Below are 18,485 nucleotides of genomic sequence, written 5' to 3'. Positions count from 1 at the left end.
CTACGGCTCCATGGATGCGTCGGGGCTTACGGGAGGAAAGTCTGCGGTGGCGGTACGCCGGACCACCAGTCGGCGGTCGGACGTCAGGCGCACGACCAGATGCCGCCGCCAGCGCTCGTCGTCCCGCTCGGGGCGGTCCTCGCGCCAATGGCAGCCACGGGTCTCCTCGCGCTCCCGCGCGGCGGCCACCAGGACCCGGGCGACACACAGCAGGTTCGTGGTCTCCCAGGCGTCCACACCGGGCACGGCCGCCTTGCGGTCGCCCTCCGCGTCCAGCCGCAGCGCCTCCAGCGCGTCGGCCGCGTCGGACAGGCTCGCCGCGGACCGCAGCACGCCCGCACCCTCGGTCATCGTCCGCTGCACGTCCCGGCGGGCCTCCGGCCCGATCAGGGCCAGCACGGTCGATCCGTCATCGGCGACCGGCAGCCCCTCGCGGTGCGGCCCGTGCGCCGTGATGTCCTCGGCGATCCGCTCCGCGAAGACCAGGCCCTCCAGCAGCGAGTTCGAGGCCAGCCGGTTCGCGCCGTGCACACCCGTGCAGGCGACCTCGCCGCACGCGTACAGGCCCGGCACCGTCGTCCGGCCGTACAGGTCCGTCCGCACCCCGCCGGAGGCGTAGTGGGCCGCCGGGGCCACCGGGACCGGCTCCGTCACCGGGTCGATGCCGTGCGCCCGGCAGGCCGCCAGGATCGTCGGGAAGCGCCGCTCCCACATCTCGGCGCCGAAGTGCCGGGCGTCCAGGAGCATGTGCTCCGTGCCCTGCTCCAGCATCCGGCGCGTGATCGCCTTCGCCACGATGTCCCGGGGCGCCAGCTCGGCCAGCTCGTGCTGCCCCAGCATGAACCGGACCCCGTCCGCGTCGACGAGGTGCGCGCCCTCCCCGCGCACCGCCTCGGAGACCAGCGGCTGCTGGCCCTCCGCGCCGGCGCCCAGGAACAGCACGGTCGGATGGAACTGCACGAACTCCAGGTCCGAGATCTCCGCGCCCGCGCGCAGCGCCAGCGCGACCCCGTCACCGGTGGAGACCGCCGGATTCGTGGTGGCCGAGAACACCTGCCCCATGCCGCCCGTGGCGAGCACCACGGCGGGCGCCCGCACGGCGCCGACCCCGTCGTGCTGCCCCTCGCCCATCACATGCAGCGTGACCCCCGCCGTACGCCCCTCGGCGTCCTTCAGCAGGTCCAGGACGAGGGCGTGCTCGATGGTCCGCACACCCCGGTCGCGTATCGCCTCGACCAGCGCCCGGGAGATCTCCGCGCCCGTCGCGTCGCCGCCCGCGTGGGCGATCCGGCGCCGGTGGTGCCCGCCCTCGCGGGTCAGCGCGATCTCGCCCTCGTCCGTACGGTCGAAGTCGGCGCCCGTCGCGATCAGCCGGCGCACCGCGTCCGGCCCCTCCGTGACCAGGGCCCGCACGGCCCGCTCGTCACAGAGCCCGGCACCCGCCACCAGCGTGTCGTCCAGGTGCTGCTCCGGGGTGTCGCCCTCGCCGAGGGCCGCGGCGATGCCGCCCTGCGCCCAGCGGGTCGAGCCGTCGTCGAGCAGCGCCTTGGTCACCACGACCGTACGCAGCCCGGCGGCGGTGCAGCGCAGCGCGGCGGTGAGCCCGGCGACACCCGAGCCGACCACGACGACGTCGGCGTCGATGGACCAGCCCGGGGCGGGCGCCTGCAGCCGTATTCCGGTCACTTCACGGCTCCGAACGTGAGGGGGATGTTGTCGATGAGCCGCGTGCTGCCCACGCGCGCGGCGACGGCGAGGACCGCGTCCCCGTCGTGCCCGTCCTCGACCTCGGTGAAGTCGGCCGGGTCGACCAGGGCCAGATAGTCCAGGGTGAGCGGCGGTTCGGCGCGCGCCGCCTCGTCCAGCACCGCGCGGGCGGCGGCCCGCACCGCCTCGGCGCCCCCGCTCTCGGCCGCCTGGGCGACCGCGTGGGCGTCGGCCGCGGCACGGGCCTCGCCGATCCGCGACAGTGCCTGCGCGCGGGCGTCGCCCCGCCCCTGCGCGCCCGGCAGCGCCGTCGCGCGGGCGCGCAGCGCCTCCTGGGCGGCCAGCCGGTCCCGGGCGGCGAACAGCGCGCGGGACAGCGCCAGCGCCGTACGCCGCTCCTCGGCCGACAGATAGCGGTTGCGGCTGGACAGGGCCAGGCCGTCCGCCTCGCGGACGGTCGGCACGCCGACGATCTCGACCGGGAAGTTCAGGTCCCGGACCATGCGCCGGATCAGGGCCAGCTGCTGGGCGTCCTTCTGCCCGAAGAAGGCCAGGCCGGGGCCGGTCAGATGGAGGAGCTTGGCGACGACGGTGAGCATCCCGTCGAAGTGGCCGGGCCGGGAGGAGCCTTCGAGGCGCTCTCCCATGGGCCCGGCGGTGATCCGCACCTGCGGCTCGCCGCCCGGATAGACCTCGTCGGCCGCCGGGGCGAACACGGCGTCGGCGCCGGCCGCCTCGGCCAGCGCCAGGTCGGCGTCGAGGGTGCGCGGATAGCGGTCGAGGTCCTCGCCCGCGCCGAACTGCAGCGGGTTGACGAAGACGGTCACGACCACGGTCCCGTCCGCGCCGGCCCGCTCCCGCGCGGCCCGCACCAGCGTGGCGTGCCCCTCGTGCAGGGCCCCCATGGTCATGACGACGGCCCGCCGCCCGGCACCCTTCAGCGCCCGCAGCTCCGCACCCGTACGCGCCAAGGCCAAGGTCATCGTCGGTCATCCCCCTCGGCGAGCACGCCCAGCAGATCCTCGGCCAGCTCGGGCTTGAGCAGTCCGTGCGCGAGCGCCCGGTCGGCGGTCGCGCGGGCCATCGCCAGATAGCCGGCGACGGTGCCGGGCGCGTGCTTGTGCAGCTCGGCGACGTGCGCGGCGACCGTGCCGGCGTCCCCCCGGGCGACGGGCCCGGTCAGGGCGGCGTCGCCGGACCGCAGCGCGTTGTCCAGCGCGGCGCCGAGCAGCGGCCCGAGCATCCGGTCGGGCGCGGAGACGCCCGCCGAGCGCAGCAGCTCCATGGCCTGGGCGACCAGGGTGACCAGGTGGTTCGCGCCGAGGGCGAGGGCCGCGTGGTACAGCGGCCGGTTCTCCTCGGCGATCCACTCGGGCTCTCCGCCCATCTCGATGACCAGCGCCTCGGCGGCGAGCCGCAGCTCGTCGGGGGCGGTCACGCCGAAGGAGCAGCCGGCCAGCCGCTGGACGTCCACGGAGGTGCCGGTGAAGGTCATGGCGGGGTGCAGCGCGAGCGGCAGCGCGCCGGCCCGGCGCGCCGGGTCCAGCACCCGGACCCCGTACCGCCCGGAGGTGTGCACGATCAGCTGCCCCGGCCGCACGGCCCCGGTCTCGGCGAGCCCCTCGACGAGCCCGGGCAGGGCGTCGTCGGGCACGGTGAGCAGGACGAGGTCGGACAGGGCGAGGACCTCGGCGGGCTCCTTCACCGGCACGTCGGGCAGCAGGGCGGCGGCTCGGCGCCGGGAGGAGTCCGAGACGGCGGACACGGCGACGGGCCGGTGTCCGGCGAGCCGCAGCGCGGCGGCGAGGACGGGTCCCACCCGTCCCGCTCCGACGACTCCCACGGTGAGCCGGGCGGGCCGGTCCTCCGCGCGGTCGGCGTGGTGCCGGGTCTCTGGTGGTGCGTTCACGATCGGGTCGGCCTTCCGTTCCAGTCCTCGGCGGGTACCGGACGATTTCTGGTCATGCTACGCCAGCGTTTCGCGCACCCCCGTGGCTGTCCACAGGGTGTGGGCACCAGTGTGAAGATCTGCCCATGACGACATCGGAAGCAACAGAAGAGACGCCGCCAGGCCCCCAGGAGAACGTGTCGGACGTGACGGCGGCCCTCCGCACGGCCCTGCGCGAGGCTCCCCGCCGCCTGTGGGACGCCTCCACCGACGGCACGGTGGCCGCGAGCCTGCGCGAGCTGGCCGACTGGGCGGCGGGAACCGAGCACGCGGGCGCCCCGCTGGACATCTACGGCGACGGCGTGGTCACCGAGCTGGAGACGCGGGTCGCCCGCGCGCTCGGCTTCCCGGCGGCGGCGTTCTTCCCGACCGGCACGATGGCCCAGCAGGTGGCGCTGCGCTGCTGGGCGGCCCGCACCGGCAACCCGACGGTGGCCCTGCACCCCCTGGCCCACCCCGAGGTGCACGAGGAGGGGGCCTTCACCTCGGTCAGCGCCCTCCGCACCACCCACCCCACCACGTCCCCCCGGCTGCCCACGGCGGAGGAGGTACGGGACCACCCGGAGCCCTTCGGCACCCTGATGCTGGAGCTGCCGCTACGGGACGCGGGCTTCGTGCTGCCGAGCTGGGAGGAGCTGACCGAGGTGGTGGAGGCGGCCCGGGAGCGGGACGCGGTGATCCACTTCGACGGCGCGCGCCTGTGGGAGACGCCGACGCATTTCGGCCAGGAGCTGCCCGAGATCGCGGCCCTGGCGGACTCGGTCTACGTGAGCTTCTACAAGTCGCTGGGAGGCATGTCGGGGGCGGCGCTGGCAGGCCCCGAGGACCTGATCGCGGAGGCCAGGGTCTGGCGCCACCGCTACGGCGGCGACGTCTTCCAGCAGTACCCGGCGGCCCTGTCGGCACTGCGGGGCCTGGAAACGGAGCTCCCGGCCCTCCCCTCGTACGTGGCCCACGCCCGCATGGTGGCGCGGACCCTGCGCGAGACCTTCGCCGAAGAGGGCACCCCCTGGTCCCGGATCCACCCGGAGCAGCCGCACACCCACCAGTTCCAGGTGTGGCTCCCGTACCCGGCGGAGGAGCTCAACGCCGCGTCGCTGGCCCTGGCGACGGAGGGCACGGCCCTGTTCCGCCGCTGGTTCCCGGCCCCGGCGGGCGGCCCGCCGGGCATGTCGCTGACGGAGGTGACGGTCAGCGCCCCGGGCCTGAAGTGGACCGAGGAGGACGTGCAGGAGACGGCCAGGCGCTTCCTGTCCCACCTGTCCCACCTGCCCCGGTAGTACGCCGGGGCAGCCGAGAACCGACAGGAGCGGGGGCCCCCACGACCCGCCGCCACAGGCTCCGCCACACGGCGGCGTCGTGGCGCCCCGGCACGGGAGGCGGGGCGTCCCCGCGCCGCTCGGCCCGATAGCTGTCCAAGAGGTACTGGTGAAGTGCGTTCATGAGCACAAGGTGCGCCCCTGAAGACGAAGACACCCGTCGATTGACGCCCCTGGTCAAATGAGGCGACAGCACCCCGCCCCGCCCCCGCACCATAGGGGGGTGAGCGTGACGATCGACATCACCGGACTGCCGCACGAGCGGATCTCCTTCTGCCCCTCGCCACTGGCGGAGCTGGGCAACGCCCTGCACACGCTGGCGGAGCCGGGCCACCACGCCAGGCTGCACGCGTGGACGACGGCGACCTCCGCCGGCCTGAAGCCCGAGCTGGCGGACCGCCTGCACGAGGCCGACTTCATGTGGCGGTCCACCCGCTCGGACTTCCTGCTGCCCGCCGAGCCGCGCGAGACGCTGGCGGAGGAGCTGGACGACCTGGACCGTCTGGACGACGAGAAGTTCGTGGGCGCGGCCCTGGAGATCTCGTGCAGCACCCGCTACTCGGAGGGCATCCCGTCCCCGCTGGTCAACGAGCAGAGCCGCCGCCGCGCCCTCGACCTGGCCGCCGCGCGGGGCCCGCAGCAGGCGGCGTTCGTGGAGCGGATGCTGGCCGAGCCGACGGCGACCCGGGCGTGGATCCGCCGCCTCCTGGAGGACTGCGACGACGCGTTCTTCGCCGACACCTGGCGCCGGGTCCGCGTCCAGCTCGCGGCGGACGCCCGCCACAAGACGGAGCTGCTGCGCCGCAAGGGCCTCGCGGAGGCGCTGACGGCGGCGTCCCCGGCGCTCAGCCTGGAGCAGGGCCCGCACGGCACCAGCAGGATCGTCGTGGACAAGCTGGTCCACGGCCGGACGGAGGCACGGGGCACGGCGGTGACGCTGGTGCCGACGGCCTTCGGCTGGCCCCACCTGTTCGCGACGAGCGCGCCGGGCTGGCAGCCGGTGATCCAGTATCCGGCGGCGACCCGCGAGGTCGGCGGGGTGGAGCCGGTGGAGACGGTGAAGGCGCGCCTGGAGGCGATAGCGCACCCGATGAGAATGCGCCTGTGCCGGAGCCTGGCGAGGGGCGCGTACTCGACAAGCGAGCTGGCGGACGCGTACGGCATCACGGCGCCGGAGGTCTCCCGGCACCTCACGGTCCTGAAGAAGGCGGGCCTGCTGACGACGCAGCGCAGGGGCCGCTACGTGCTGCACCAGCTGGACTTCCCGGTGGTGGCGAGACTGGGCAGCGACTTCCTGGAGTCGGTCCTGCGCTAGCCGGGGCGAAGCCCCGGGAACAGAAGAGCCCCGGGAACAGAAGAGCCCGGGAAAAGAGGAGGCCCCTAGAGGGCCCCGCCCCCGGCCCGAACCAGCCCGGTCTCATAGGCGAGCACGACGACCTGCACCCGGTCGCGCAGATCGAGCTTGGTGAGGATGCGCCCCACGTGCGTCTTGACGGTGGCCTCGGAGAGGACGAGGCGGGCGGCGATCTCCCCGTTGGAGAGCCCCTGGGCGACGAGGAGCATGACCTCGCGCTCGCGGTCGGTGAGCCGGTCGAGCCCGTTGTCGGCGGAGCGGCTCTCGGCCCCGGTGGAGGGCAGCATGGGCGAGAAGCGGTCGAGGAGCCGCCGGGTGGTGGAGGGCGCGACGACGGCGTCGCCGCTGTGGACGGAGCGGATGGCGGCGAGGAGCTCGCCGGGCGGCACGTCCTTCAGCATGAACCCGCTGGCCCCGGCCTTGAGCCCGGAGAACGCGTACTCGTCGAGGTCGAACGTGGTGAGGATCAGGACCTTGGGCGCCCCGTCCTGGGAGCAGATCCGCCGCGTCGTCTCGACCCCGTCGAGCTTGGGCATCCGCACGTCCATGAGCACCACGTCGACGTCGGTCGCGCGCAACACCTCAAGGGCCTCGACGCCGTCGCCCGCCTCGGCGACGACCTCCATGTCGGGCTGGGCGGCGAGCACCATGCGGAAGCCGGTGCGCAGCAGCACCTGGTCGTCGACGAGCATCACGCGGATGGACATGGCGTTCCTTCGGTCTTCGGTCGGTGGCTTCGGTTCAGTGGGCGGACTTGAGCGGAAGCAGGGCGCTGATGCGGAACCCGCCGCCGGGCCTCGGTCCCGCGTCGAGGGTGCCACCGACCATGCCGACCCGCTCCCTCATGCCGATGAGGCCGTGGCCGCGCCCGTCGGCGCCGCCGTCCTCGTACATCTCCTGCGGCGCGCCGCGCCCGTCGTCCTCGACGAGCAGCCCGAGCCCGTCGTCGAAGTAGACCAGACGGACGCTGGCGCCGACGTCGGGGCCGCCATGCTTGCGGCTGTTGGTGAGGGCTTCCTGGACGATCCGGTACGCGGTGAGCTCGACGCCGCTGGGCAGCGGGCGCGGGGTGCCCTCGATCTTGAAGTCGACGGCGAGCCCGGCGCCTCGGACCTGCTCGACGAGGTCCTCGATCTGCTGGACGTCGGGCTGGGGGACGTACTCGCCGGCCTCCTGGTGCTCGCCGGTGCGCAGGATGCCGAGCAGCCGGCGCATCTCGGCGAGGGCCTGGCGGCCGGTGCCGGCGATGGTCTCCAGGGCCTGCTTGGCGGTCTCGGGCGAGGAGTCCATGACGTAGGCGGCGCCGTCGGCCTGGACGACCATGACGGAGACGTTGTGGGCGACGACGTCGTGCAGCTCGCGGGCGATCCGGGCGCGCTCGGCCGCGACGGCGACCTTGGCCTGGGCCTCGCGCTCCTTCTCCAGGCGGGAGGCACGTTCCTCCAGCTGCGCGAAGTAGGCGCGGCGGGTCCGCAGGGAGTCGCCGAGCACCCAGGCGAGGGCGAAGGGCACGGTCATGATGACGGTGAAGAAGACAGCGGCGGCGGAGGAGCGGGACTCCTCCAGCGGCCAGCGCAGCTGGGAGAGGGTGGCGGCGCAGAGCCCGCCGACGAGGGCGAGCCGGGAGGCCCAGCGGGGCCCGTCGTGCGCGGCGACGGTGTAGATGATCACGAGCATGGCGAAGTCGGCCATGAACGGCACGACCCCGAAGGCGAGCTGGACGAGCCCGAGGAGGACCGTGAGGACCAGCATCTTCTCGGGCAGGCGCCGGCGCAGGGCGATGACGAGCGAGTAGAGCGCGGCGATCCCGATGTATCCCGTGACGGCGGTGCCGGACGGGGCGCCCCCGCCGACCCACAGCAGGGAGAACCCGAACAGGACGACGGCCCAGAAGGTGTCGACGCCGGTCGGGTGTCTGCGGAGGAAGTCGTAGAGGCGCTGCACGTGACCCAGCGTAGGGAAAGGGGATAGGTGCAGGGGTCAACCGTGGGGGCGATCCTTCGCGTGAGGCCCGTACTCCCCAAGGTGGAGACTGGGGCACGTGACGGATGAGACGTGTCAGTGGCAGGGGTGGCGCGAGGCCGCGGAGCGGGCGCTGTACGGCCCCGGGGGCTTCTTCCTGCGGCCGGAGGGTCCGGCGGGCCACTTCCGCACCTCGGTGCACGCCTCGCCGCTCTTCGCGGGCGCGGTGGCCCGGCTGCTGGTGCGCACGGCCGAGGAGCTCGGCACGGACGAGCTCGCGCTGGTGGACGTGGGCGCGGGCCGGGGCGAGCTGCTGACGGGGGTGCTGGCGGCCCTGCCGCCGGGCCTGCGGGTGCGCCCGTACGCGGTGGAGCGGGCGGCCCGCCCGCCGGGCCTGGATCCGGGGATCGTCTGGACGGACCGGGTGCCGGAGGGCGAGCGGGGCCTGCTGTTCGCGAACGAGTGGCTGGACAACGTGCCGGTGGACGTGGCGGAGGCGGACGAGGACGGGACGGCGCGCCGGGTCGAGGTGCGGGCGGACGGGACGGAGCGGCTGGGCGCCCCGGTGACCGGCCCGGACGCGGAGTGGCTGGAGCGCTGGTGGCCGCTGCGGGAGCCCGGGGAGCGGGCGGAGATCGGGCGCCCGAGGGACGAGGCGTGGGCGGCGGCGGTGACGTCGCTGGCGGCGGGGACGGCGGTGGCGGTGGACTACGGGCACGTCCGCGCGTCGAGGCCGCCCTTCGGCACGCTGACGGGCTTCCGGGAGGGCCGGGAGGTGCGCCCGGTGCCGGACGGCGGCGGCGACCTGACGGCGCACGTGGCGGTGGACGCGTGCGCGGCGGCCTCGGGCGCGGAGATCGTCACCCAGCGCGAGGCGCTGAGGGAGCTGGGCCTGACCGGGGCCCGCCCGCCGCTGGCGCTGGCGTCGAGCGACCCGGCGGCCTACGTCCGGGCGCTGGCGGCGGCGGGCGAGGCGGCGGAACTGCTGGCGCCGGGGGGCCTGGGGGACTTCCTGTGGCTGGTACGGCGGGTCCGGGACGCCGGGGGCCCGGGGGGATACTGATGCACATGACGGAGACGACGGTCGGCATCGGCGGCGCGGCGGAGAGCACCGACATGGTGCTGAACATCGGCCCGCAGCACCCCTCCACGCACGGGGTGCTCCGGCTGCGGCTCGTGCTCGACGGCGAGGTGGTCCGCGAGGCGGAGCCGGTGGTCGGGTACATGCACCGGGGCGCGGAGAAGCTGTTCGAGGCGCGGGACTACCGCCAGATCGTCATGCTGGCGAACCGGCACGACTGGCTGTCGGCGTTCTCGAACGAGCTGGGCGTCGTGATGGCCGTGGAGCGGATGCTCGGCATGGAGGTCCCGGAGCGGGCGGTGTGGACCCGCACCCTGCTGGCCGAGCTGAACCGGGTGCTGAACCACCTGATGTTCCTCGGCTCGTACCCCCTCGAACTGGGCGGCATCACCCCCGTCTTCCACGCCTTCCGGGAGCGCGAGGAGCTCCAGACGGTGATGGAGGAGGTCTCGGGCGGCCGGATGCACTACATGTTCAACCGGGTCGGCGGCCTCAAGGAGGACCTGCCGGCGGGGTGGCTGGGCCGGGCCCGGCAGGCGGTCGCGGACGTGCGCTCGCGGATGGACGTGTACGACCGGCTGGTGCTCGGCAACGAGATCTTCCGGGGCCGGACCCGCGGGGTCGGGGTCCTGTCGCGGGAGGCGGTGCACGGCTACGGCGTGTCGGGGCCGATCGCGCGCGCCTCGGGCGTCGACTTCGACCTGCGCCGGGACGAGCCGTACCTGGCGTACGGGGAGCTCCAGGACGTGCTGCGGGTGGTGACCCGGACCGAGGGCGACTGCCTGGCCCGCTTCGAGTGCCTGCTGGACCAGACGCACAACGCGCTGGAGCTCGCCGACGCGTGCCTGGACCGGATCGAGGAGCTGCCGAGGGGGCCGATCAACCAGCGGCTGCCGAAGGTCCTCAAGGCGCCGGAGGGGCACACGTACGCCTGGACCGAGAACCCGCTGGGCATCAACGGCTACTACCTGGTCTCCAAGGGCGAGAAGACCCCGTACCGGCTGAAGCTGCGCTCGGCGTCGTACAACAACATCCAGGCGCTGGCGGAGCTGCTGCCCGGGACGCTGGTCGCCGACATGGTGGCGATCCTGGGATCGCTGTTCTTCGTCGTCGGCGACATCGACAAGTAGCCGTCGGCGTCCCGGTGAGGAGGCTGGGCGGCTGGGCGGCTAGGAGTTGACCGCTCCGCGCAGTTCGGCGACGTCGAGCTGCTCGGTCTCGTCGTGCGCGGTGAGGTCGATGACCTGGCCGACGACGCGCTGCTCGGGGGCGGGGCGGGTGACGGTCGCGAGGACCTCCTCGCCCACGACGTCGGCGAGGTCGGCGTCCTGGACGGCCTCGATCGCGGCGGCGGTCTTCTGGGTGCCGAAGTAGTCGAAGCCTCCCGCGGGGCGGGGGGCGGGCCGGCGGGCGGCGTACGGGACGATCGCGGCGGCGGCCGGCACGTGCCGCATGGCGGGCGCCTTGGTGTGCTCGTCACCGGCGACGGGGGCCTCGGCGACGGGCGCCTCGCCAGCGGGGGCCTCGCCCTGCTCGCCGTCCACGGCCTGCTCGCCGTCCACGCCGTGCTCACCGTCCGCACCGCGCTCGCCGGCCACGGCGCCGTCCACGGCGGCGTCGGCGGCGTGCTCGGCGGTGTGCTCGGCGGTGTGCTCGGAAGCGGCCTCGGCGCTCTCCCGGCGCTCCCCCCGTGCCGCCAGGTCCCGCAGCGCCTCCGCGGCCTTGCGGTAGGTCTCGGCGGTCAGGGCGGTGCCGGCGGCGGGCAGGGCCTTGGTCTCCGGGGCGGCCGCCTCCAGGGCGAGCACGCGGCGGCCTTCGAGGGCGCTGGCGCGCTCGGTCTCGGCGGTCGCGTAGCGGCGCAGCAGGTCGGCGTGCTCGCCGCGCAGCCCGGCGAGCTCGACCCGCTTGGCGCGCAGCTTGGCGTCGAGGCGGGCGCGCAGCTCGCGGGACTCCTCCAGGTCGGACTCCAGCTCGGCGACGCGCTCGTCGTGCTTCCACTGGTCGGCCGTGCGGGCCCGGTTGAGCTCGGCGACCTGGCGGCCGGCGCTGTGGTCCCAGCCGCGCATGACGACCGCGCCGGCGACGGCGACGGTCGCCACGGCGGCGACGAGCAGTCTGAGCACCAGCGTGTCGCCGAGCAGCCAGGCGCCCGCGGCGCACAGGACCGACGCCCCGGCGACCGCCGAGGGCGGCAGGAGCTTGTGCAGGGGCGAGGAATGGCGGTGGCGTCCACGTGGCATGGCCTGAAATTTACCGTGCGTAGGCGCCGGATGGGGCCTCGCCCCGGCAATCTCTTGGCGAGTTCTCGCCGTCTCGGCCCGGAGTGGAGCGATTCCGGAGTCAATCGCTCCGATTCCCCTCCCGGCGTGCCTACTTCTTGAGCAGCCCCTTCGACTCCAGATAGGCCTTGGCGACGTCCTCCGGCTTCGCCCGCTCGGCGTCGACCTTGCGGTTGAGTTCGGCGAGATCCGCCGTCGTCAGAACCTTGGTGATCTTGTCGAGGGCGGCGGCGATCTCCGGAGATCCGGCGTCCTTCGCATTGACCACGGGCAGCACGTTGTCCGCGTTCTGGAGCTTCTTGTCGTCCTCCAGGAAGACCAGGCCGAAGGAGTCGACGGTCGCGTCCGTGGTGGTGGTGAGGACCAGCTGGTCGATGCCGTCCTTGACCGCCTGCTTGGCCTGCGGGGTGCCGACGCCCTTGGGGTCCACGCCGGTGACGTCGATGCCGTAGGTCTTCTTCAGGCCGGGCGCGCAGAAGGGGCGGACCTCGCATTCGTCACCGGCCGCGATCTTCACCTTGAGCTTGGCGCGACCGAGGTCGGAAAGGGTCTTCAGGTTGTTCTTCTCCGCGAATTCCCGGCTCACCGCGAAGGCGTTCTGGTCGACGGCTTCGCCGACCGCGAGCACCTTCAGTCCGCGCGGCTCGGCGAGCTTCTTCAGCGCCTCGGTGGTGGCGGCCGGGTCACCGGAGGCGACCGGCTTCTCCTCGGGCGCCTTCGGCCCGTTCACCTTGGCGTTGAGGAATTCCGCGAGCGTCGCCGCGTATTCCGGTACGACGTCGATCTCGCCCTTCTCCAGGGACGGCTCGTACAGCTCGCGGTTCTTCACCGTGGTGACGCTCGCGTCGTACCCGGCGGCGTCCAGCGCCTGGGCGTAGAGCTCGGCGAGGACCTTCGACTCGGTGAAGGCCGCCGCGCCGACGACCAGGGAGCCCTTGCTCCCGCCGTCGGCCGCCGAGGCGCCGCCGGACTTCGACTTCTCCAGGCTGTCGCCGCCGCACGCGGCCAGCGAAACCGTCAGCGCCGCCATGCCCACGACCGCACCCGCGATTCGCGAGGTCCTGCTCACACGATCACCCATCCCACATCTCAAGCGTTTGACGTCGTTGTCCGGTCAGCGCGGCAGTCCGCGCCCGAGCAGCCGGTCCGCGGCCACCAGCAGCGCCTCCACGAGGAGCGCGAGCAGCGCCACGAGCACCGCGCCCGCGACCACCTGCGGCGTGTCGTACGTGTTGAATCCGGCGGTGATGATCCGCCCGAGGCCGCCCTGGCCGACCATGGCGGCGATGGTCGCGGTGGCGACCACCTGCACGGCGGCCGAGCGCAGACCGGCCATCAGCATCGGCCGGGCCAGCGGCAGTTCCACCCCGCGGAAGAGCTGCCCGCCCGACATGCCCATCCCGCGCGCGGCCTCCACCACCGCGCGGTCCACCTCGCGCACCCCCACGTAGGCGTGGGTGAGCAGCGGCGGGATCGCGAAGAGGACGAGCGCGACGACCGTCGGCACGTACCCCGCGTTGCGCAGCGGCGAGACCATGAAGAGGGCGAGGACGGCGAAGACCGGGACGGCCCGGCCCACGTTGGAGAGGTTGACGGCGAGCGCCCCGCCCTTGCCGAGGTGTCCGAGCCACAGGCCCAGGGGCAGCGCCAGGGCGCAGGCGACGAGCAGGGCGAGCCCGCTCACGTACAGGTGCTCGGTGAGGCGGTGCCAGACGCCGCTCTCGCCGGCCCAGTTGGCTCCGGTGGTGAGCCAGGACCAGGTGTCGGTGACGACTCCCATCTCAGGCACCCCCCGCCCGGCCGGCCCGGACCCGGGTCCAGGGCGTCAGGAGCCGCTGGAGGCCGAGGAGCAGCAGGTCGGCGACGACGGCGAGCAGCACGCACAGCACGGAGGCGGTGAGCACCTGCGCCTTGAAGAAGGTGGGCAGGGCGTCCTCGATGAGGTTGCCGAGGCCGCCGCGGCCCACCAGGGAGCCGATCGTGGTGAGCGCGATCGTGGAGACCGTCGCCATCCGGACACCGGCCATCAGGGCGGGCAGCGCGAGCGGCAGCTCGACCTCCCAGAGCATCCGGCCCGGCCCGTAGCCCATGCCCCGCGCGGCCTCCCTGGTCTCGGCGGGCACGGCGGCGAGGCCGGCCAGGACGCCCCGGACCAGGATGGTCAGCGAGTAGAGCACCAGGCCCGTGACGACCAGCGCCGAGGACAGCCCGAGCAGGGGCAGCAGCAGCGAGAACATCGCGAGCGAGGGGATCGTGTAGAGCAGCGTGGTGAGGCCGAGGACGGCGCCGGACAGCCGGGGGCGGGAGCGCACGAGCAGCGCGAGCGGGAAGGCGACGGCGATCCCGATGAGGACGGAGACCGCCGTGATTCCCACATGCTGGACGGTGGCGTCGGTGAGCTCCTGGGAGCGGGTGCGCAGATACTCGCCGCAGATCCAGTCGTTCGTCACCAGGCAGTTCGTCCCGGCCATGCGCGCCTCCCCCCTCGCCACGAGCTTGTGTGACCGTCCGCGAGCGTCGGCGAACGCCCACGCACGTCCACGAACACATGTCCGTCACCTGCCTGGCGACCCTAACCCCCGGCACCGACACTCACCGGGGAACGCCACAATGTGGAAATACTTCCTTCACACAAGCCGGTCCGCGAACGGTCAGAATGGGGAACCATGATCCGGTTCGAGAAGGTGACCAAGCGGTACGCGGACGGGACCACCGCCGTCGACGACCTCTCCTTCGAGGTCGCCGAGGGCGAGCTGGTGACCCTCGTCGGCCCGTCCGGCTGCGGCAAGACGACCACGATGAAGATGGTCAACCGGCTCGTCGAGCCGACCTCGGGGCGGATCCTGCTGGGCGGCGAGGACGTGTCCGCCGTCGACCCCGTACGGCTGCGCCGCACCATCGGGTACGTGATCCAGCAGGTCGGGCTCTTCCCGCACCGCACGGTCCTGGACAACACGGCCACCGTGCCCGCGCTGCTCGGCTGGAAGAAGGCGCGGGCCCGCGAGCGGGCCGCCGAGCTGCTGGACCTGGTCGGCCTGGACCCGGCGGTCTTCGGCCACCGCTATCCGGAGCAGCTCTCGGGCGGGCAGCGGCAGCGGGTCGGGGTGGCCCGCGCGCTGGCCGCGGACCCGCCGGTGCTGCTGATGGACGAGCCGTTCGGGGCCGTGGACCCGGTGGTGCGGGAGCGGCTGCAGAGCGAGTTCCTGAACCTCCAGGCGACCGTCCGCAAGACGGTGCTGCTGGTCACCCACGACCTGGAGGAGGCCGTCCGGCTGGGCGACCGGATCGCCGTGTACGGGCAGGGGCGCATCGAGCAGTTCGACACCCCGGCCCGGGTGCTGGGCGCCCCGGCCACCCCGTACGTGGCCGACTTCGTCGGCGCGGACCGCGGTCTCAAGCGGCTGGCGGTCACCCCGGTGACGGAGGCGGACCTGGAACCGGCGCCCCGCGCGGGGGACGCGGCCCCGGAAACCCCGCCCCGCGCGGACGGCTCCGGCGAAGCCGCCGCGACAGCCGCGCGAACCACGGACGCGGCCCCCGCCCTCCCCCTGGGCGCCTCCCTGAAGGACGCGCTCGCGCTGCTCCTCCAGCACGACGGCGGCCGGATCGCGGTGCACGCCCCCGGCGACCCGGCCCGGGTGCTCGGCTCGCTCAGCACGGACGGGGTGCACCGGGCGCTGCGCCGGGCCCGGCCGGAGCTCAGCTCGCGCTGAGCCGGCTGCCCATCCAGACGAGGCCCGGCGGGATCTCGCGGTTCCACGTGTTGAAGTTGTGGCCGCCGCTGTCCAGCGTGATCGAGGAGACCTTCGCCGGGTCCTTCACCTTCTTGATGAAGTCCCGGGTGCCCTTGAGGTTGCCCTCGCCGTGCAGGGACGTGGTCACCAGGAAGGACGTCGGGCCCTGGGGCAGGTGGTCCAGGCTCCACAGCAGGTCGGCCCGCTTGCGGGCGGCGTCGTCGCCGTGGAACAGGTCGCCGGTCGTGACGTCGTCCGCCGCCTGGTAGTACGCCGAGAAGCCCGCGCCCGCCGAGAAGCGGTCCGGGTGGTGCAGCACGATCTTCAGGGCGCAGTAGCCGCCGGTGGAGTTGCCCATGAAGCCCCAGTTCCGCGGGTTCGTGCCGACCCGGTAGGTCTCCGAGACCGCCTTCGGCAGGTCCTGGGCGAAGAAGGTCTCCGTCTTCGGCCCGCCGGGCACGTCGACGCACTCGGTGTCCCGGGGCGGCGCGACCGTCGGCCGCAGCATCACCAGGATCATCGGCTGCATCTTCTTGTCCTTGGCCTGCTGGTAGGCCGTCTTGGGGTATCTGAGGCCCTTCAGCAGGTTCTCGGCCGTGCCCGGGTAGCCGGTCAGCACCACGGCGGCGGGGAACGTGGACTTGGCGTACCGCCCCTGGAAGTACTCCGGCGGGAGGTACACGTACGCCGGGGAGTCGATCCCCGACTTCTCGCCCGCTATGACGATCTTCTGTATCTGTCCGCCGACCGAGGGACGCCCGCCGCCCGGCACGTCCAGCGCCTGGGTGCCGACGACCTTGATGTCCTTGGAGCCGGCCGCGTGGTCGACGACCACGCCCATGTCCTGCTCCTGGCCGAAGAGGTCCGCCCAGGAGCCGTAGAAGAGGAAGGAGTTGTTGGCGGCGAGACCGACCGACGCGAACAGGGCCACCTGGGTGGCGAGCAGCAGGCCGACCCGTCCGAGGACCTGCCGCCAGCCGCCGCGCGCCAGCTTCGGCCACAGCCAGACCGTGGCGGCGAAGAGCAGCACGGCGAGCGTGACCGCCACCGCGAGAACCGTGTTGCTGGTGAGACCCATGAGACGTCCGAGCTTTCTGCCTGATTTTTCCCTGAAATTTCCATGGCGGTCAGTGAACCCGCCCCATCGCTGCTCCGTCCTAGAGGGCGCAAACCTCCGGTAGGTACCCGACCCGCGCGCCCTACCGGATCAACGATCTCTCGCGGAGCCACGGGAAGCACGGGAAGCGATGTCTGTCACGGTAGATGGGGACAAGTCCGGATCGGTTCCGGATCGTGTACGCCGGATTCTGCGCGGACCCCGACCGGAAAAGGTCCCCGCGTTCATCGGAACGGCCTGCACGCTGATCGGGCTGATCGACGTCGCCGCGGGGGTCTTCCCACGGTTCCGCGCCAGCCGCATGCACGCGGTCGCCGAGATCCTGCCCGGCACCCTGGGCCCGCTCTCCGCGGCCCTCTCGCTCAGCGCCGGCGTCCTGCTGCTGCTCCTCGCCCACGGCCTCAAGCGCAACAAGCGCCGCGCCTGGCGGGCCGCCGTGGTCCTGCTGCCGATCGGCACGGTCGCCCAGTTCCTCTGGCGCCACTCGATCACCGGAGCGCTGCTCTCCGTCGCGCTCCTCGCCCTGCTCGTACGCCACCGGGACCAGTTCGCCGCGCTGCCCGACCCGCGCAGCCGCTGGCGGGCCCTCGCCAACTTCGTCCTCATGGGCGCCGGGTCCATCCTGCTCGGCCTCGTGATCGTCAGCGCCCACCCGCGCCGGGTCGTCGGCAGCCCCAGCCTCACCGACCGCCTCGAACACGTGCTGTACGGCCTCTTCGGCGTAGAAGGCCCCGTCGCCTACACCGGCAACGTCGACTGGACCGTCGGCTACTCGCTCGGCGCGCTCGGCATGCTCACCGCCCTCACCACCATCTACCTCGCCTTCCGGCCCGAGCACCCCGCCGCCCGGCTCACCGAGGACGACGAGACCCGGCTGCGGGCCCTCCTCGACAAGCACGGCGCCCGCGACTCCCTCGGCCACTTCGCGCTCCGCCGCGACAAGGGCGTCGTCTTCTCCCCCAGCGGCAAGGCCGCCGTCTGCTACCGCGTCGTCTCCGGCGTCATGCTCGCCAGCGGCGACCCCATCGGCGACGTCGAGGCCTGGCCCGGCGCCATCGAGCGCTTCATGGACGAGGCCAAGGCCCACTCCTGGACCCCCGCCGTCATGGGCTGCTCCGAGACCGGCGGCCAGGTCTGGACCCGCGAGACCGGACTCGACGCCCTCGAACTCGGCGACGAGGCCGTCGTCGACGTCGCCGACTTCTCCCTCTCCGGCCGCGCCATGCGCAACGTCCGCCAGATGGTCAAGCGGATCGAGCGCAACGGCTACACCACCAAGGTCCGCCGCGTCGCCGACCTCAGCGACGGCGAACTCGCGCGGGTCCGCCGCGCCGCCGAGGACTGGCGCGGCACCGACACCGAACGCGGCTTCTCCATGGCGCTCGGCCGCATCGGCGACGCCGGCGACGGCGACGCCGTCATAGCGACCGCCCACAAAGACGAGCCCGAGAACGCCGACTCCCCCTACGGCGACCTGAAGGCGATCATCCACTTCGTCCCCTGGGGCAAGGACGGCATGTCCCTGGAGCTCATGCGCCGCGACCGCTCCGCCGACCCCGGCATGAACGAGCTGCTCATCGTCGCCTCCCTCCAGGACGCCCCCCGCCTCGGCATCAAGCACGTCTCCCTCAACTTCGCCATGTTCCGCGCGGCCCTCGCCCGCGGCGAGAAGATCGGCGCCGGCCCCGTCCTGCGCCTCTGGCGCGGCCTCCTCGTCTTCCTCTCCCGCTGGTTCCAGATCGAGTCGCTCTACAAGTTCAACGCCAAGTTCCAGCCCCGCTGGGAGCCCCGCTTCGTCGTCTACCGCAAAAGCCGCGACCTCCCCCGCATCGGCTTCGCCGCCATGCAGGCCGAAGGCTTCGTCAACGTCGCCCTCCCCCGCCCCTTCCGCCGCCGCTCCCACCGCCCGGCCCCCCGCCCCTGCGCCCACATCGTCCCCGGCCAGGCCGACCAGCCCGAGGTCCACGCGGCCTGAGCCGCCGCG

Annotated in this window: 16 protein-coding genes; 6 read left to right on the top strand and 10 right to left on the bottom strand. The window is 73.4% G+C overall.

Features of this window, described 5'->3' with window-relative positions:
* From ACZ6J5_RS22435 to ACZ6J5_RS22425, 3 genes are read right to left on the bottom strand one after another with little or no spacing between them, the layout of a single operon-like run.
* Window positions 1-1,686 carry an L-aspartate oxidase gene (locus ACZ6J5_RS22435; RefSeq protein WP_469394112.1) on the bottom strand — a complete coding sequence of 562 codons (1,686 nt, stop codon included), beginning with the start codon at window positions 1,684-1,686 and terminating at the stop codon, window positions 1-3.
* The gene (gene panC / locus ACZ6J5_RS22430) at window positions 1,683-2,690 is read right to left on the bottom strand and encodes a pantoate--beta-alanine ligase (protein WP_469394110.1); all 1,008 of its coding nucleotides are present in this window, start codon (window positions 2,688-2,690) and stop codon (window positions 1,683-1,685) included. The genes ACZ6J5_RS22435 and panC overlap by 4 nt, the downstream gene beginning before the upstream one ends.
* Window positions 2,687-3,616 (bottom strand): Rossmann-like and DUF2520 domain-containing protein, encoded by a 930-nt coding sequence (locus ACZ6J5_RS22425; protein WP_469394108.1) that lies wholly within the window; start codon window positions 3,614-3,616, stop codon window positions 2,687-2,689. The genes panC and ACZ6J5_RS22425 overlap by 4 nt, the downstream gene beginning before the upstream one ends.
* A 125-nt stretch (window positions 3,617-3,741) precedes the next feature.
* On the opposite strand from ACZ6J5_RS22425, the gene ACZ6J5_RS22420 reads away from it, so the two are divergent.
* Together ACZ6J5_RS22420 and ACZ6J5_RS22415 are read left to right on the top strand one after the other, a co-directional pair.
* Window positions 3,742-4,935: a threonine aldolase family protein gene (locus ACZ6J5_RS22420; RefSeq protein WP_469394106.1), complete on the top strand. Its 1,194-nt coding sequence runs from the start codon at window positions 3,742-3,744 to the stop codon at window positions 4,933-4,935.
* A 262-nt stretch (window positions 4,936-5,197) separates the two neighbouring features.
* Window positions 5,198-6,289, top strand: a complete 1,092-nt coding sequence (locus tag ACZ6J5_RS22415) for a DUF5937 family protein (RefSeq protein ID WP_469394104.1) — start codon at window positions 5,198-5,200, stop codon at window positions 6,287-6,289.
* A 65-nt stretch (window positions 6,290-6,354) separates the two neighbouring features.
* Here ACZ6J5_RS22415 and ACZ6J5_RS22410 read toward each other — a convergent pair whose 3' ends face one another.
* Together ACZ6J5_RS22410 and ACZ6J5_RS22405 are read right to left on the bottom strand one after the other, a co-directional pair.
* Window positions 6,355-7,035, bottom strand: a complete 681-nt coding sequence (locus ACZ6J5_RS22410; RefSeq protein WP_469394102.1) for a response regulator — start codon at window positions 7,033-7,035, stop codon at window positions 6,355-6,357.
* A gap of 34 nt (window positions 7,036-7,069) precedes the next feature.
* Window positions 7,070-8,272, bottom strand: a complete 1,203-nt coding sequence (locus ACZ6J5_RS22405) for a sensor histidine kinase (RefSeq protein WP_469394100.1) — start codon at window positions 8,270-8,272, stop codon at window positions 7,070-7,072.
* Between the two features lie 97 nt (window positions 8,273-8,369).
* Between ACZ6J5_RS22405 and ACZ6J5_RS22400 the strand changes: the two genes are divergently transcribed.
* Complete coding sequence (locus tag ACZ6J5_RS22400; protein WP_469394098.1) at window positions 8,370-9,353, top strand: SAM-dependent methyltransferase; 984 nt, start codon at window positions 8,370-8,372, stop codon at window positions 9,351-9,353.
* A 5-nt stretch (window positions 9,354-9,358) separates the two neighbouring features.
* Complete coding sequence (locus ACZ6J5_RS22395; protein WP_469394096.1) at window positions 9,359-10,501, top strand: NADH-quinone oxidoreductase subunit D; 1,143 nt, start codon at window positions 9,359-9,361, stop codon at window positions 10,499-10,501.
* Between the two features lie 39 nt (window positions 10,502-10,540).
* On the opposite strand, the gene ACZ6J5_RS22390 is transcribed toward ACZ6J5_RS22395, so the two are convergent.
* The 4 genes from ACZ6J5_RS22390 to ACZ6J5_RS22375 all read right to left on the bottom strand — a co-directional run bounded on the left by ACZ6J5_RS22390 (window position 10,541) and on the right by ACZ6J5_RS22375 (window position 14,121).
* A complete protein-coding gene (locus ACZ6J5_RS22390; RefSeq protein ID WP_469394094.1) occupies window positions 10,541-11,611 on the bottom strand; it encodes a hypothetical protein in 1,071 nt (356 codons plus the stop codon).
* Window positions 11,612-11,741: 130 nt separating this feature from the next.
* Complete coding sequence (locus ACZ6J5_RS22385) at window positions 11,742-12,731, bottom strand: ABC transporter substrate-binding protein (RefSeq protein WP_469394092.1); 990 nt, start codon at window positions 12,729-12,731, stop codon at window positions 11,742-11,744.
* A gap of 33 nt (window positions 12,732-12,764) precedes the next feature.
* The gene (locus ACZ6J5_RS22380) at window positions 12,765-13,430 is read right to left on the bottom strand and encodes an ABC transporter permease (protein ID WP_469394090.1); all 666 of its coding nucleotides are present in this window, start codon (window positions 13,428-13,430) and stop codon (window positions 12,765-12,767) included.
* Between the two features lies 1 nt (window position 13,431).
* Window positions 13,432-14,121, bottom strand: a complete 690-nt coding sequence (locus ACZ6J5_RS22375) for an ABC transporter permease (protein WP_469394088.1) — start codon at window positions 14,119-14,121, stop codon at window positions 13,432-13,434.
* A 195-nt stretch (window positions 14,122-14,316) separates the two neighbouring features.
* On the opposite strand from ACZ6J5_RS22375, the gene ACZ6J5_RS22370 reads away from it, so the two are divergent.
* Window positions 14,317-15,363, top strand: a complete 1,047-nt coding sequence (locus ACZ6J5_RS22370; protein WP_469394086.1) for an ABC transporter ATP-binding protein — start codon at window positions 14,317-14,319, stop codon at window positions 15,361-15,363.
* Here ACZ6J5_RS22370 and ACZ6J5_RS22365 read toward each other — a convergent pair.
* Window positions 15,350-16,462, bottom strand: coding sequence for an alpha/beta hydrolase (locus ACZ6J5_RS22365; RefSeq protein ID WP_469394084.1), 1,113 nt, complete (start codon window positions 16,460-16,462; stop codon window positions 15,350-15,352). The genes ACZ6J5_RS22370 and ACZ6J5_RS22365 overlap by 14 nt on opposite strands.
* A gap of 169 nt (window positions 16,463-16,631) precedes the next feature.
* Here ACZ6J5_RS22365 and ACZ6J5_RS22360 point away from each other — a divergent pair, with 169 nt between their 5' ends.
* Window positions 16,632-18,476, top strand: coding sequence for a phosphatidylglycerol lysyltransferase domain-containing protein (locus tag ACZ6J5_RS22360; protein WP_469394082.1), 1,845 nt, complete (start codon window positions 16,632-16,634; stop codon window positions 18,474-18,476).
* Window positions 18,477-18,485 lie beyond the last annotated feature (9 nt).

Source organism: Streptomyces sp. NPDC042100 (genome assembly GCF_055582325.1).
Note: the sequence above shows the minus strand (reverse complement) of the source record. Positions and strands in the feature narration are given on the sequence as shown.

Bases quoted from the DNA above. Each gene is read 5' to 3' on its own strand.
- ACZ6J5_RS22395 (WP_469394096.1), top strand. From the start codon at position 9,359: ATGACGGAGACGACGGTCGGCATCGGCGGCGCGGCGGAGAGCACCGAC.
- ACZ6J5_RS22380 (WP_469394090.1), bottom strand. From the start codon at position 13,430: ATGGGAGTCGTCACCGACACCTGGTCCTGGCTCACCACCGGAGCCAAC.
- ACZ6J5_RS22410 (WP_469394102.1), bottom strand. From the start codon at position 7,035: ATGTCCATCCGCGTGATGCTCGTCGACGACCAGGTGCTGCTGCGCACC.
- panC (WP_469394110.1), bottom strand. From the start codon at position 2,690: ATGACCTTGGCCTTGGCGCGTACGGGTGCGGAGCTGCGGGCGCTGAAG.
- ACZ6J5_RS22390 (WP_469394094.1), bottom strand. From the start codon at position 11,611: ATGCCACGTGGACGCCACCGCCATTCCTCGCCCCTGCACAAGCTCCTG.
- ACZ6J5_RS22370 (WP_469394086.1), top strand. From the start codon at position 14,317: ATGATCCGGTTCGAGAAGGTGACCAAGCGGTACGCGGACGGGACCACC.
- ACZ6J5_RS22420 (WP_469394106.1), top strand. From the start codon at position 3,742: ATGACGACATCGGAAGCAACAGAAGAGACGCCGCCAGGCCCCCAGGAG.
- ACZ6J5_RS22375 (WP_469394088.1), bottom strand. From the start codon at position 14,121: ATGGCCGGGACGAACTGCCTGGTGACGAACGACTGGATCTGCGGCGAG.
- ACZ6J5_RS22365 (WP_469394084.1), bottom strand. From the start codon at position 16,462: ATGGGTCTCACCAGCAACACGGTTCTCGCGGTGGCGGTCACGCTCGCC.
- ACZ6J5_RS22385 (WP_469394092.1), bottom strand. From the start codon at position 12,731: ATGGGTGATCGTGTGAGCAGGACCTCGCGAATCGCGGGTGCGGTCGTG.
- ACZ6J5_RS22360 (WP_469394082.1), top strand. From the start codon at position 16,632: ATGTCTGTCACGGTAGATGGGGACAAGTCCGGATCGGTTCCGGATCGT.